Source organism: Sulfitobacter sp. SK012 (assembly GCF_003352085.1).
Classification (GTDB): domain Bacteria; phylum Pseudomonadota; class Alphaproteobacteria; order Rhodobacterales; family Rhodobacteraceae; genus Sulfitobacter.
Genome location: NZ_CP025804.1, coordinates 3,712,742 through 3,726,830 on the forward strand (window position 1 = coordinate 3,712,742; position 14,089 = coordinate 3,726,830).

The 14,089-nt window shown below is 55.1% G+C and carries 16 protein-coding genes; 4 read left to right on the forward strand and 12 right to left on the reverse strand.

What is annotated here, in order from left to right:
• Positions 1 to 143: 143 nt before the first annotated feature.
• The 3 genes from C1J03_RS18130 (at position 144) to deoD (ending at position 3,620) form a co-directional block, all read left to right on the forward strand.
• Entirely contained in the window at positions 144 to 2,111 is a 1,968-nt protein-coding gene (locus C1J03_RS18130; RefSeq protein WP_114887864.1) for a protein meaA, read from the forward strand.
• Positions 2,112 to 2,204: 93 nt separating this feature from the next.
• A complete protein-coding gene (locus tag C1J03_RS18135; protein ID WP_114887865.1) occupies positions 2,205 to 2,546 on the forward strand; it encodes an H-NS histone family protein in 342 nt (113 codons plus the stop codon).
• 369 nt (positions 2,547 to 2,915) lie between these two features.
• A complete protein-coding gene (gene deoD / locus C1J03_RS18140) occupies positions 2,916 to 3,620 on the forward strand; it encodes a purine-nucleoside phosphorylase (RefSeq protein ID WP_114887866.1) in 705 nt (234 codons plus the stop codon).
• Here the strand turns inward: deoD and C1J03_RS18145 are convergent.
• From C1J03_RS18145 to C1J03_RS18190, 11 genes are all read right to left on the reverse strand, one after another.
• Positions 3,617 to 4,462, reverse strand: coding sequence for an urea carboxylase-associated family protein (locus C1J03_RS18145; protein WP_114887867.1), 846 nt, complete (start codon positions 4,460 to 4,462; stop codon positions 3,617 to 3,619). The two genes, deoD and C1J03_RS18145, sit on opposite strands and share 4 nt — an antisense overlap.
• Positions 4,463 to 4,503: 41 nt before the next feature.
• A complete protein-coding gene (locus C1J03_RS18150) occupies positions 4,504 to 4,710 on the reverse strand; it encodes a hypothetical protein (protein ID WP_114887868.1) in 207 nt (68 codons plus the stop codon).
• A gap of 54 nt (positions 4,711 to 4,764) precedes the next feature.
• Entirely contained in the window at positions 4,765 to 5,544 is a 780-nt protein-coding gene (locus C1J03_RS18155) for a succinate dehydrogenase iron-sulfur subunit (protein WP_114887869.1), read from the reverse strand.
• Positions 5,532 to 6,365, reverse strand: coding sequence for a hypothetical protein (locus C1J03_RS18160; protein WP_114887870.1), 834 nt, complete (start codon positions 6,363 to 6,365; stop codon positions 5,532 to 5,534). Before C1J03_RS18160 ends, C1J03_RS18155 begins: the two co-directional genes overlap by 13 nt.
• Positions 6,366 to 6,371: 6 nt before the next feature.
• The gene (locus C1J03_RS18165) at positions 6,372 to 6,695 is read right to left on the reverse strand and encodes a hypothetical protein (RefSeq protein WP_114887871.1); all 324 of its coding nucleotides are present in this window, start codon (positions 6,693 to 6,695) and stop codon (positions 6,372 to 6,374) included.
• Positions 6,695 to 7,597: a hypothetical protein gene (locus C1J03_RS18170; protein ID WP_114887872.1), complete on the reverse strand. Its 903-nt coding sequence runs from the start codon at positions 7,595 to 7,597 to the stop codon at positions 6,695 to 6,697. The genes C1J03_RS18165 and C1J03_RS18170 overlap by 1 nt, the downstream gene beginning before the upstream one ends.
• Before the next feature lie 33 nt (positions 7,598 to 7,630).
• A complete protein-coding gene (sdhA, locus tag C1J03_RS18175) occupies positions 7,631 to 9,436 on the reverse strand; it encodes a succinate dehydrogenase flavoprotein subunit (protein ID WP_114887873.1) in 1,806 nt (601 codons plus the stop codon).
• A gap of 66 nt (positions 9,437 to 9,502) precedes the next feature.
• On the reverse strand, positions 9,503 to 9,652 hold the full coding sequence (locus C1J03_RS25410; RefSeq protein WP_162798586.1) for a hypothetical protein: 150 nt from the start codon (positions 9,650 to 9,652) through the stop codon (positions 9,503 to 9,505).
• Between the two features lie 8 nt (positions 9,653 to 9,660).
• Positions 9,661 to 10,032, reverse strand: a complete 372-nt coding sequence (gene sdhD, locus C1J03_RS18180) for a succinate dehydrogenase, hydrophobic membrane anchor protein (RefSeq protein ID WP_114887874.1) — start codon at positions 10,030 to 10,032, stop codon at positions 9,661 to 9,663.
• A 12-nt stretch (positions 10,033 to 10,044) separates the two neighbouring features.
• Positions 10,045 to 10,428 carry a succinate dehydrogenase, cytochrome b556 subunit gene (gene sdhC / locus C1J03_RS18185; protein ID WP_114887875.1) on the reverse strand — a complete coding sequence of 128 codons (384 nt, stop codon included), beginning with the start codon at positions 10,426 to 10,428 and terminating at the stop codon, positions 10,045 to 10,047.
• Positions 10,429 to 10,591: 163 nt separating this feature from the next.
• Entirely contained in the window at positions 10,592 to 11,254 is a 663-nt protein-coding gene (locus C1J03_RS18190; protein ID WP_114887876.1) for a DUF1194 domain-containing protein, read from the reverse strand.
• A 774-nt stretch (positions 11,255 to 12,028) separates the two neighbouring features.
• On the opposite strand from C1J03_RS18190, the gene C1J03_RS18195 reads away from it, so the two are divergent.
• The gene (locus C1J03_RS18195; RefSeq protein ID WP_114887877.1) at positions 12,029 to 12,688 is read left to right on the forward strand and encodes a VPLPA-CTERM sorting domain-containing protein; all 660 of its coding nucleotides are present in this window, start codon (positions 12,029 to 12,031) and stop codon (positions 12,686 to 12,688) included.
• Between the two features lie 80 nt (positions 12,689 to 12,768).
• Here C1J03_RS18195 and mdh read toward each other — a convergent pair whose 3' ends face one another.
• Entirely contained in the window at positions 12,769 to 13,731 is a 963-nt protein-coding gene (mdh, locus tag C1J03_RS18200; protein WP_114887878.1) for a malate dehydrogenase, read from the reverse strand.
• Positions 13,732 to 14,089 lie beyond the last annotated feature (358 nt).

Here is a 14,089-nt window from a genome sequence, read left to right on the forward strand (position 1 = left end):
CCGTCGCATCATTTGGCCTGTTGAACAATCGCCGACAGGTCCGGCACAATGCCGCAACGCAGCGAATTGACAGCAGCATAATATTTCGCCTATCTACTGCACAGCGCAATATTATTACCAATCCGATTCAGTGAGGCCTACCCATGTCACAGACGCAAAAAGACCGCCCTTGGTTGATCCGCACCTATGCTGGTCATTCGACAGCCACCGCGTCTAACGCGCTTTATCGCGCGAACCTTGCAAAGGGGCAGACGGGGCTTTCTGTGGCTTTCGATCTGCCTACGCAGACGGGCTATGATTGTGATCATATCCTGTCGCGCGGCGAAGTTGGCAAAGTTGGCGTGCCCGTCAGTCACCTGGGCGACATGCGCACACTTTTTGCGGACATCCCGCTGGATCAGATGAACACATCAATGACGATTAACGCGACCGCGCCGTGGCTACTTTCGCTCTATATCGCGGTGGCCGAGGAGCAAGGTGCCGATATCTCGGCTTTGCAAGGCACGGTGCAGAACGATCTGATCAAGGAATACCTAAGCCGCGGTACGTATATTTGCCCCCCCGCCCCGTCGCTCAAGATGATCGCGGATGTGGCTGAATATTGTTATACGAACGTGCCGAAATGGAACCCGATGAATGTGTGTTCTTATCACCTGCAAGAAGCCGGGGCGACGCCAGAGCAGGAATTGGCTTTTGCATTAGCCACAGCAACGGCCGTATTGGATGCCCTAAAGCCCCGCGTCGCACCCAAAGACTTCCCTGCATTGGTGGGTCGCATTTCGTTTTTCGTAAATGCTGGTATTCGGTTCGTGACCGAGATGTGCAAAATGCGGGCCTTTGTCGATTTGTGGGACGAGATTTGCCTAGAACGCTACGGCGTTCAGGAAGCCAAATACCGGCGGTTCCGGTACGGCGTGCAGGTCAATTCGCTTGGCCTCACCGAGCAGCAGCCTGAGAATAACGTCTACCGTATTCTGATCGAAATGCTGGCCGTGACGCTTTCAAAAAAGGCGCGTGCCCGGGCTGTGCAATTACCTGCGTGGAACGAGGCACTTGGCCTACCGCGGCCATGGGATCAGCAATGGTCCATGCGGATGCAGCAGATCATGGCTTATGAGACCGATTTGTTGGAATTCGATGACCTGTTTGATGGAAACCCAGCCGTAGATGCCAAGGTCGAGGCTCTCAAATCCGGGGCACGTGCCGAATTGGCAAATCTGGATGAAATGGGCGGCGCTATTTCCGCAATCGATTATATGAAGGGCCGACTTGTTGAAAGTAACGCGGACCGTCTGAACCGGATCGAAGCCGGCGAAACGATTGTTGTCGGCGTCAACAAGTGGCAGCAGGGTGAACCGTCGCCTCTGATGACCGGAGACGGTGGGATTATGGTTGTGGACCCCGCAGTAGAAGCAGAACAAATTGAGCAGTTGGAAATTTGGCGCGCCGGGCGTGACACGGATGCTGTAGCAAAAGCCCTCGCCGATCTGCGCGCTGCCGCCGCCGAAGGGCGCAATGTTATGCCCCCGTCAATTGCAGCGGCTAAGGCTGGCGTGACAACAGGCGAATGGGCGGCTCAGATGCGCGCCGTACATGGTGAATATCGAGGGCCCACAGGCGTAGCCAAAGGGCAGTCAAATAAAACCGAAGGCCTTGATGATCTGCGCGATGCTGTGGACGCGGTGAGTGACCGATTGGGTCGCCGTCTTAAGTTCCTCGTGGGGAAGCCCGGTCTTGATGGGCATTCCAACGGAGCCGAGCAAATCGCGGTACGCGCGCGGGATTGCGGCATGGATATTGCTTATGAGGGCATTCGTTTAACCCCATCAGAAATCGTTTCAGCGGCGCGTGACGACGGCGCGCATGTGGTCGGGCTATCGATTCTATCTGGATCACACATCCCATTGGTTGAGGATTTGATGGTGCAAATGAAAGATGCCGGGCTTGGCCATATCCCGGTTATCGTTGGCGGAATTATTCCTGAAGACGATGCTCAACGACTGAGCGCAATGGGTGTGGCACGGGTGTATACGCCCAAGGACTTTGAATTGAATGTGATAATGCACGACATTGTTACTCTCGCCCATCCCGCAGAAGTTGCGGCGGAATAGCGCCTGCTGTTACAAAATAGGTGAAGCTTTGTCGGAATTTATTAGATAATGGCGTTTTAATCATAGAGTCCTGGGAAAAGAGAAAGACTGCTGATGAATAAAGATCTAAAGAATATGAGTCAAAAGGAGCTTGAGAAGCTTCTGAATGACGTCAAAAAAGCGTTGGAATCTGTTCAGGCACGCGACCGTCGCAATGCCCGGAGAGCTGCCGAGAAAGCTGCTGCTGAATTTGGCTTTTCTCTCAATGACTTGAGCGAAGATCAAAAGCCGAAAAAGAAGCTCGCCAAAGCTGCAAAAAAGCCCCGCAAACCGGCCAAACCTAAGTTCGCTAATCCCGCCGATCCAAAACAAACTTGGACAGGCAAGGGCCGTCAGCCAAATTGGTATCGCGCGCAGGTTGATGCTGGAGTTTCTCCTTCAGCGATGGAAATTTAAATCCGTCGAATTCGATTACCACTGACACGCGTATTGAAGTGAGCTATTCGCCAAATACGCGTGTTAGAAAATTGAATTGCCGGGGTCCCTGTCGTGCATCGCTGCTTCGCTTTTGTTATTTCACCTACTTCGAGACCTGCGCACTTTAATCTTGTTCAGGCGGGTTGAATGTTGCGTAGGTGCTGGGCACCCGCGAACAATCAGGTTCATAAATTGATCAAGGGCCGCGTTCTTGATCCTGTGAAAACCAAACATGAGTGCTCATTGGGCGTTGGGCCTGAAGAGCATATCTCGACATACCCCCTACAATTGCCCCTTGTGGCGCGTCCGCTCTTTCGGCAACGTGCTAGAAATTAAAGGGAGAGTGCGATGACCGTCCATATCGGAGCAAAACCTGGCGAAATCGCCCAAACCGTATTGATGCCTGGCGATCCCTACCGCGCGAAATGGGCCGCTGAAACATTTCTAGATGCGCCAAAATTGGTGAATGAAGTGCGCGGCATGCTTGGCTTTACCGGCACGTGGAAGGGCAATCCTGTGACGATTCAGGGCTCTGGCATGGGCATGCCTTCGCTATCTATCTACGCCAATGAGTTGATGACCCAATATGACGCCCAAACCCTGATCCGCATCGGGTCTTGCGGCGGCATGCAGCCACAGGTGGGCATTCGCGACGTGATCATTGCGATGACGGCCACCACGATTACCTCGCCCTCTTCCGGTATTTTCCGCGAAATGAACTTTGCGCCTTGTGCCGACTGGGGCCTGTTGCGCGCCGCTGTTGCAGCATCAGAGGCAAGGGGCACCAAGACACATGTGGGCGGGATTTATTCGTCAGATGTGTTCTACGCCGAACGCCCCGATCTGGATGAGCAGATGACGCGCCATGGTATCCTTGGGGTCGAGATGGAAGCCGCTGAGCTTTATACGCTTGCTGCGCGTCATGGCCGCCGTGCCTTGGCCGTTTTGACTGTCTCAGATCACCTGCAAACAGGCGAAGCGCTCCCATCTGAAGACCGCGAAAAGACGTTTGGAGACATGGTGGAGATCGCGCTGGAAGCGGCCTTTACCTAGGCGCCATGGCTGCGGTCATACCCGTTTTGAACAGGCGACTGCCAATCCCTTAAGGCACCGGGTTTCGGTGCAAAGGTTTCAATCAATAGCGGGTAGCAAATTGTGCTATCCGATGAATGTTCGGCAGAACAATCGCCACCAGGGCATGCGCTTAGGGCACCAATCAGGTCAATCTCGGCAAAAAATTCAAGATAGTCACCGGGCCGCACCGGGCTTGCTTTCATGAAATACTGCCCCGTATCGCGGGTAAATCCGGTGCACATGAAGACGTTGAGCACGTCGTGCACATGCTGTTCCGCCTCGGCCAAAGGCACGTCTAAATGATTGGCCAGCGCGCGCGTGAGGTTGGAATGGCAGCAATGATGATACTGTCCGCCCGACAGCAAATTATGCGTGTAAGGATCGCAGCGGGTGCCAATCACATCATGCACTGATCCGCCGAATTCATCGATGCCGTACCAGCCTAATGTATCATGCGTCAGCGTCGCCATTGGGCGTAGCCCCGGAAAACTGGACCACATACGATCGCCTCGGGTGATGTGGGTGCCATGCAAAGCGCGGGTTTTTCCAGAATAGAACCGCTCAGCCAAATCATTGGCATTCCAAAGGTTTAGATCGCCCACCTGTGAACCCTCAACGGACGAGATGCGAAAAAAGTGGCCTGCGGGCACATGGAACACCGCCGCCTCACGGGGTGCCGCGATCACTTCGCCCGTTTTGGACATTCCAGACCGTGCAAGATCCAAGAGCGCCATATCCGGCTTTGGTAGCGTTTCCACCGGATAACAGATCACCGGCTTCACGGCACGGCGGGTGTTTGCATCTGCAGGAGCATCGGTCATGGGCATCCCCTTTTTGGTACTGGCTTCTCTTACAGCGATGGTTATGAAAGTGCTTTCTTGCATGTGTCGGGCGGGCCTTTGGACGCGGTGAACGCTTCGGCACCACATGCAGCACATCGGTATTTTCGCAAACTGCCCTTGTCGCCCAGCGCATCTTTGCGCCACCGGCAATTGCGGGTAGCGGCCCCTTTTCGAGTGAAAAGGTAGACGATGCCAAAAGCGATGAGCAGACCGAGAACAATAGGCATAGGCGTTCCTCAACCGCGCTGAGGGTGGCGCGCCACCCTCAATCGCATCTTTTCTCAGACTCTCCGTTCGACCATTAGCTTCTTGATTTTGGCAATCGCCAGCGCTGGATTCAGTCCCTTGGGGCAAGTCTTGGCGCAGTTCATAATCGTGTGGCAGCGATAAAGCTTAAACGGGTCTTCTAGGTCATCCAAACGCTCGCCTGTGGCCTCATCCCGGCTGTCGATGATCCAGCGGTACGCATGAAGCAGCGCGGCTGGTCCTAGGTACCGATCGCCATTCCACCAATAGCTGGGGCATGAGGTCGAGCAACACGCGCACATGATGCACTCATAAAGGCCATCAAGCTCAGAGCGGTCTTCGATAGACTGCTTCCATTCTTTTGCTGGCGCGGGTGTTTCGGTCTTCAGCCATGGCTGTACCGACGCGTGCTGTGCGTAGAAATGGGTCAGATCCGGGATCAAATCCTTGACCACTGGCATATGTGGGAGCGGATAGATTTTCACCACGCCTTTGACCTCGGCCATGCCGTAGGTACATGCCAGCGTGTTGATCCCATCGATGTTCATCGCGCAGGAGCCACAGATCCCCTCGCGGCAAGAACGGCGGAACGTCAGCGTTGGATCGATCTCGTTCTTGATCTTGATCAGCGCATCCAAAATCATCGGACCGCAGCTATCGAGATCGACAAAATACGTATCGACCGCGGGGTTTTTTCCGTCATCGGGGTTCCAACGATAGACGTGGAATTCCTGCAGGTTGGTGGCCCCTTCGGGCTTTGGCCAGGTTTTGCCACTGGTCATGCGCGAATTCTTGGGAAGGGTCAGTTGTACCATGGTGCGGTTCCTTTTTCTGTGTCGGGGCGCGTTTGCGCAAATAGGGTCGGGTTCTGAGTGATAAGCTGTGCCACGCTACGGCGGGCTGGTCGGTCTAGATTGAGGCCATTCATCAAACGCATAAATTCCAATGCGCCGTGCCCCAAGCTTTCGTTTCGGGCCGAGCTGAGCGGTTTAAGCGCTGCGTGCTGATCTGCATTCACGCCGCAGAGCTGCAAAAGCTGTTGCCCCGGACGCGTCCGGTCTGCCTCTTTTTCTAGCGCAAAGAAATGCGCGCGCTTTTGGCCAAGGACATTCGAGACACGCTGTTCGAGCGTATCCCATGCCCCGCAATCAGCTGTATCATGCATGAATTCTTCAAGCGGATTGGTGTAACTATCTGATTTTACAGCCTGATTGTGAACAGAACGCTTCCAGCCACCCATATCTCGCGTGTAAAACGCATATGTCGGGTGTAACGGCGCAAGATGCGCTTCAAAAAGAGCGAGCAGCGCGTCGAGACGCGGATAAAGCGTTGTAACTCCTGCGCGCCCCATCATCGCACCCGGCAGATTTTCATGGCTGACCAGAACACGCGACACCGAGAGCGATTGGACCTCCGCGCGGATTTCTTCGATCGCATGTACTAGCGCGCCTTCGGTCGCATCCCCAAGGGAAAAGAGACCCGCAAGCCGACCCATTTCGCGCAACGCAGACCCTTTGCGCGGCGTCAAAATCGCCAGGTCACCCCTCAGCGCATCTTGGTTGGCCTGCAAAAAATGGTGCAACGCCGTGCTGCCCGTTTTTTGCACACCGCAGTGCAGGATCAGATCAGGTGTCATGCTGCCCTACCCTGCCAAACCGTTCGTGCTGGCGCTGCGCAAGCATTCGACCGTCTCTGGGCGCGAAAGAATATCACGGATGAGCGCGGCCGTTTTTTCGTCTGTGCCCACAACTGTATCCTTGGTGAATTCGCCAATCTCAGACGACGACGCGTTGTCGATGATGCAATCGGTGAACGGAGAAATCATCTCCTTGGGTACAGCGGGAAATTGGATCGCAAGCGTTTCGGCGACGACGCCTTTGGCACCACGCCTTGCTGTGCTGTCAACGGCGGTCTGAAATTCGGCGCAGCCACTCAAAGCAACCGTTGTGGCCAGTGCTAGGGTCATTAGACGGATGATGACACGTCCTCCAATTTGGGTAAGGTCACGTTAATATTCGATTGTTCGGCCAGCTGCACCAACCGCTCGGCATCTTTCGGGAAATGCGGGATCAGGCGTTCAACAAATGCCGCGTCATGGGCGGTGGTCCACAGCAACATCTGGTATTCGATGTCATCTGACATTTCTTCGGTGCGTGATGTGGTGTTCAGGTCTTCAGGGGCCGACACTTTGTTCTGAAAGGATGATCCGCCACCAAATCGTTGGACTTGGCCGCGCGCGTTATCAACAACCGGCAAGCCAAGCCGCGCCAACATGTCAGCACGCGCCGCCTCAGATTGCATCCAGTCGTCATAACAAAGCCCAACCACATGCGGTTGAGCCAGTAAATCAAGCCCATCAATGTAGGTGCGCAGGCTATTAAACATCACCCGCATCCGCTGCGTAGCGCCTAGGGACGCGTTGCGCTTAAGCTTGGCGAGCATGGATGCAGACCAATTTAGAAAGCTCCGGTAGATCAGGACTTCGCGGCTAAAATCATCGCTTGAAAAGCCCCGGCTGGCTTGTTGTGGTTTGCTCTCCTGGCGCGGGATCATGTCTTCGTATGACACCAACACCATGGGCCCATCCCCCGCACTTTGCATGCGGTCGGCCAATTCCATGTCGCGCGACGAGATCACTTTGCGGTCAGAACCGGAAACATCAACCGATGCGAAATGCTTGGTCGGATCGGCACGGGGGCGACAGTTGTTGTAAAACAACCCACCCGTCGCAGTCACCGGCGCATTGCGCATCATCCAGTCAATAATCGCGTGATTGCCCGACCGCCGCATGCCGAACACCTGAAAGGCCAGCACGGGGGTTATCCCATGCTGCTGCCATCCGGTGCCGATCTGTTGCGTGTCGTTCATGGCCTCACGTTTCTGGCTGGTGCCGATTGGCGATCAATAGACCCGCGCTTTTGGAGCGATTTTCTTGAGGTCGATGCCGCCTTCATTGTGGCTGGTCAGTGGGTTCAGGTGAACGCCACGGAACCCAAGTTCGGCTTTCTGACCTTTGAACCAGATCAAGCTGTGCTTGCGCCAGTTCTTATCATCACGGTCCGGGTAGTCCTCGTGGGCATGTGCCCCTCGGCTTTCCTTGCGTGCTGCAGCCGCAGTGATTGTCGCAACCGCGTTTGGCATCAGGTTGGTCAGTTCAAGCGTTTCCATCAAGTCAGAGTTCCAAACCAGCGAGGTGTCGGTGACGTGAAGGTCGTTCAGTTTTCCTGAAACGTCTTTCATCTTTTCCTCACCCTCAGCCAGCGTCTTGTCGGTGCGGAATACGGCCGCATCGGCTTGCATGGTCTGCTGCATCTCAAGGCGCAATTCAGCTGTTGGCACCTGGCCTTTGGCATGGCGCAGGCCATCAAAGCGATCGAATGCTGCATCAATGGATTTCTGGTTTGGCGTCGGTACGGCCGACTTAGGGTCAACAATCTCTGCCGCACGAATAGCTGCGGCACGACCAAAGACCACAAGGTCAATCAACGAGTTTGAACCTAGACGGTTGGCACCGTGCACGGATGCGCAGCCTGCCTCGCCCACAGCCATCAGGCCTGGAGAGACACGATCAGGCTCGTCCTTCGTCGGGGCCAAAACTTCGCCCCAATAATTCGTCGGAATGCCGCCCATGTTGTAGTGGACCGTCGGCAGAACCGGGATCGGCTCTTTTGTCAGGTCAACGCCGGCAAAGATGCGGGCCGATTCAGAGATACCCGGCAGACGCAGGTCCAGTGTTTCGGGTGGCAGGTGGTTGAGGTGAAGGTGGATGTGATCCCCCTTCTCGCCCACGCCGCGGCCTTCTCGGATTTCCATCGTCATACAGCGGCTCACCACATCACGGCTGGCCAAATCTTTGTAGGTCGGCGCATAGCGCTCCATGAAACGCTCGCCCTCAGAGTTGGTGAGGTAGCCGCCTTCACCACGTGCGCCTTCGGTGATCAGGCAACCCGCACCATAGATACCGGTGGGGTGGAACTGCACAAATTCCATATCTTGCAATGGCAGACCCGCCCGTGCGGTCATCCCGCCGCCGTCGCCGGTGCAGGTATGCGCAGAAGTTGCAGAGAAATATGCGCGGCCATAGCCACCTGTCGCCAGCACGACCATCTTGGCCGAGAAAAGGTGCATGGTGCCGTCATCAAGCTTCCAGCACAGCACACCTTGGCAGACACCATCATCGGACATGATCAGATCGATGGCGAAATATTCGATGTAGAATTCCGCGTTATTCTTGAGAGACTGACCATACAGCGTGTGCAAGATCGCGTGTCCGGTCCGGTCCGCAGCAGCACATGTACGCTGTACGGGTGGGCCTTCGCCGTATTCGGTTGTGTGGCCACCAAAGGGACGTTGGTATATTTTGCCCTCTTCGGTCCGCGAGAATGGTACGCCGTAATGCTCCAACTCATAGACCGCTTTGGGTGCTTCGCGCGCGAGGTATTCCATCGCGTCCGTATCGCCGAGCCAATCGGACCCTTTGACCGTGTCATACATATGCCACTGCCAGCTGTCGGGGCCCATGTTGCTCAAGCTCGCTGCAATGCCTCCCTGCGCCGCAACGGTGTGGGAACGTGTTGGAAACACCTTGGAGATACAGGCGGTCCGCAGCCCCTGCTCCGCCATGCCCAGCGTTGCACGCAGGCCAGCGCCACCAGCGCCAACAACAACTACGTCGTATTCATGTGTCTCGTATTCATAAGCAGCCATCGGTCGTGCCTTTCTCGATCAAGTGGCGGAGCGCGCATGAACGCAGCACACGCCTTTCGTCATTGTTCAGCTAAATCTCAAACTGCCAGGAGCAGCTTTGAAATCTTCCAGTGTGTCACCGAGCATCGGCTCGTTGGGAATCCCTTTGGCGCGCAGATGCCCCGCCAGGTCATTCCCCGGCACAAAAAGTGGTATGCCCTTTGCAAATTCGACCATGCGACCCTTCAAAGCGCCAAACGAGCAATTGCAAAAATACCAACCGCGGCTGCACCGTAAGATACGCAAGTCATCAGAATGATTGCGACCTTTTGGCTTGTGCCGTGGACGTAATCTTCGATCAACGTCTGCACACCGCCGTTGAAGTGCTTAAAGCCCACCCCAATCGTTAATGCTGCGATGATTGCCGGGAAAGGTCGTGAATAATACGCGAGGATTTCCTCGTAAGTGCCGCCAAGTGCTGAACCGAAGGTAAAAACGAAAAACGGGATCAGGATCAGCAAAGCAACGGAGCTCACTTTCATGGCCCAGAAATGCGCGGTGCCTGTTTTTGCGGATCCAAGGCCCATTGCGCGTTTGCGGTCTGTCATAAATGCCATGTGTCAGCCCCCTCAGACGATGATGACGGTCAGAATGGTCAAAACCACCGACCCAACAATTGCGGCAATCCCCAGCTTTTCGGCGGTGGGAATATCCATCGCAACTGCGTTATCCCAAATCAGATGCCGCACGCCTGCGAGCGTATGATACCAAAGGCCTAAGACGGACAAGAACATGATCAGATCACCGAACCAGCTGGTGATAAACCCGTTGACGAAGTCGAAATAGGCAGGGCCGGTCGCGGCGGCCAAGAACCACCACACGATCAACAACGCTGCGACCAACATCGCATTGCCGGTGATCCGTGTCAGGATCGATGTCATGGACGTCAGTTGCGGACGGTAGATTGTCAGGTGCGGTGACAGCGGGCGATTGCCCCGGTTCACATCAGCCATTGTGCGGCTCCTTTGCGATTGCTTGGTCTAGTGATAGCGGATTTTACGGGAGTGTCACGTGACTGCGCCTCATATTCGCATAGAAATTGCCCCAGCCCAGCTATGGTTTGCGCCCATATCTGTTCAGCTGGCGTTTTTGTGATCACAGGGTTCGCGGCTGTGATCACTTTTTCAGTGCCGAAATTTGTTGTGTCGTTTCACGTTGCAGTTTTCGGCGTATCTGAGCGGGATAGTCTTCAAATCCATTTGCAGTGATCACGAATGCGCCTTCCCCGTGAATAAGGTGTTCAAAAAACCACGCCGTGAGGTCGGCGTCGTCCGTCTCAATCGCGAGGGCGTTCACGGCAATGCCCTTGTCGGCCAAGACGCTTCGGTATTCCTCCGGGGATGGCCCTTCGTTGGAAATGCCGTCACCTGACACGTCAATAACCCGACGACGGCATGTCGGAACCTGCTCAAAAGACCGGATGGACAAGGCCACCGCCTCGCCCACGGCGGTTGAAAAGTTGCGCCACAGCCGCGGGTCGGCGGCGATCTGGTCTGCAAGCACTGCAACATCATTGAAGCTCTTTACAGCAGTCCAAGGGATCGTTTGGCGCTGACGGGACGAACCGGACCACTGGATCAAGCCCACGCTCGCGGTTTGCCGCACAAGAGCGTCGGCCACGACCCCGTCGCGCAGGGCTGCGGCCAGACCATCCATTTGCACCCGGTATTCATGTTCATCCACCGAGCCTGAAACATCCACAGCCAGCATCAGCGCAAGATCGCAGGCGGGCGCGATGATGGGCCAAAGAGCAAGGGTCGAGGCAAGCAGTAGACGCATGAGGCGACCTTAGCCCAATCGGCGTGAAGGCGCATCTCACTTTCAAGTGCAACATTTGGCGTAAACGAATCGGTTGTTGAGCAGAAATCAGCTCGTGAGTCGTTTCCGTTTTACACACAATGCGTTGAGACACTGGATCTCTGAATTGGCGTTCGAGACAATCTTCTAGGCTAACGTGTAATATCACCCATAATCCAATGGATCTTTGGGTGGGCACCTTTGAAGTGTTATTCTCTCTTCATTCGAACAACTCTGCCGATCTGCCCGGCTTAATCGGTTCTCGACTTATCTGAGTTTGCGGGCAGATCGGAAATTCCCCTTCATTATAAAGCTCTCACGAGCCTTTGAAGTTTTTTTCGCGCCCACGCGCGCCACTGCTGTTGAAAGTTTGGCGCGCGAACTTCGTCGTGCTTTGCTTCAAAGATTTGCGCTCCAAGACGTTCGGCATTCAAAACCAGATCAGACCTGTTTCGGGGGATACTGCTCCGCCAAAACGATTCTCATAGCGCTGCAAACATCTTGGGGATGGCACACCGCCACCTATCGGCTGTTTCCCATTGAGCTACAGTAATGACACATTGCCGCCATAATCCCTCAACGGCGCACCAAATTTCGCGGGTACCGTGCATTTCGTGCCGTTTCACCCAATTCCTTAGTGGCAGGTTTATGTCCTTGATAGTTTGCAGCGAATTGTCGCCGAACTGCTGGCGGCATTTGTGCAGTTCGTGTCGATAAACACGTTCTTTTAAATATGACCTTGAAAGGTACAATAAGATGAAAACGCTTATTTCTACATTGGCCATTGTCGCTGCCACGACAACTGCCGCCGCCGCCGCCACGGTGGATATAAATTTTGTTGATCTCGTCGCCAGCATTGGTGAACAGAGTGTCGAAGGGCAAACCTTCAACTTTGGTGGCCTTGACGTCAGGCTGACATCGAACGCCTATGCTTATCTTGACGGTGTGTCTGGTGGTCAACCAGCTGGTCTGGGCGTTTGTTCGACTGGACTGACGGCCTCATCGCAATGCGTCCAGTCAGGTGACGACAATGTTGACGGCAGGGAAACGGTCACGCTGACCTTTGGCACTGCCGTCACATTCTTGTCTGACTTCACCTTCCGCGGGGCCAGCCATGATGACATCTCCGGGTCAGGGGATAGGCTTGTTGCATCAATCACCACTGATGCTGGTTTCCTCACGGCCACTCCTTCTTTCGGATTCCTTAACAGCGCGTTTGTTAGCGTCACGACGCCCCTTGGACCCGTCAGCGAGTTTTTCTCGATCAGCTTCTCGGCGGTCGATACTCCCTTCTATCTCTCCGGATTCACTGCTGAATTTGAGCCAACCCCCGTGCCACTTCCTGCCAGTGTTCTGCTGTTGGGCGGCGCAGTTGCCGGACTTGGTGCCTTCCGTCGTAAGCGCAAAGCGGCTTGATCTGCACTTAAGTTAACGATCAAACCAAAAAGGGGCGCGCTGTGATCAGCGCGCCCCCTTTTCGTTTCTATCTCTGAGACTTAGCTCAATGAGCCGTCGATGCCTTTGCACGCTTCGACCAAACCTTTGACGGCCTTAACGGAGCTGTCGAACATCGCCTGCTCGTCTTTGTTCATCGAAATCTCGACGACTTTCTCAACACCACCGGCACCGATCACAGTCGGCACGCCGACGTAAAAACCGTTAAGCCCGTAAGCACCGTCCACATAGGCCGCACAAGGCAGCACGCGCTTTTGATCCTTAAGGAAGGCTTCGGCCATCTCAATCGCGGATGTCGCAGGCGCATAGAATGCAGAACCTGTCTTCAGCAGACCCACGATTTCAGCGCCACCGTCACGGGTACGCTGGATGATCGCGTCGAGTTTTTCCTGACTGGTCCAGCCCATTTTCACCAGATCGGGCAATGGGATACCGGCCACAGTCGAATAGCGCGCCAGTGGCACCATGGTGTCGCCATGCCCACCCAGCACAAAGGCTGTCACATCGCGCATGGACACGTTGAATTCGTCAGCAAGGAAGTGACGGAAGCGCGCGCTATCAAGAACACCCGCCATGCCACAGACTTTTTCATGTGGCAGGCCAGAGAATTCACGCAGCGCCCAGACCATCGCATCAAGCGGGTTGGTGATGCAGATCACAAAAGCGTTGGGGGCGTGCTTTGCGATGCCCTCGCCGACAGATTTCATAACCTTGAGGTTGATGCCCAGCAGATCATCGCGGCTCATCCCGGGTTTGCGGGCGACACCTGCGGTCACGATGCAGACGTCAGCACCTGCGATATCTGCATAGTCTTGTGTGCCGGACATTGCGGCATCAAATCCAGCAGAAGGGCCGGATTCGGCGATATCAAGTGCCTTGCCTTGCGGTAGGCCCTCGGCGATGTCGAACATCACAACGTCACCCAGTTCTTTGACGGCAGCAAGGTGGGCAAGCGTGCCCCCGATGTTGCCCGCGCCAATCAGCGCGATTTTGGCTCTGGCCATGTGCAGTACTCCATGAGGTTTGCGTTGCAGGGGGGATAAACCCATCCGCTTGGACGCGCAAGTTGGCATACAAACCTTGCCCAATTGCGCGACAAATCGGAAGACAGCCAGCAATATGAGCCAAACTCAATCTCCGCGCGGCCCTCTTGGATCCTTCACACCTAAAGATGTTGATTGGTACGGGCCATGCGTTGTCGAAGACGCGACCCAGCGGTTATTCACGGCCGTACGGGTTTTCAAAGCCGCGCGATGTTCGTTGGGTCAAGCTCTATCGAACAATGCGGGAGGGATCGTAAGTGTTCTCTCAGTGCACTTCTTTTGGGATAGTCCCCGTAGAGGTTTGGTGATCTTGTCGGCG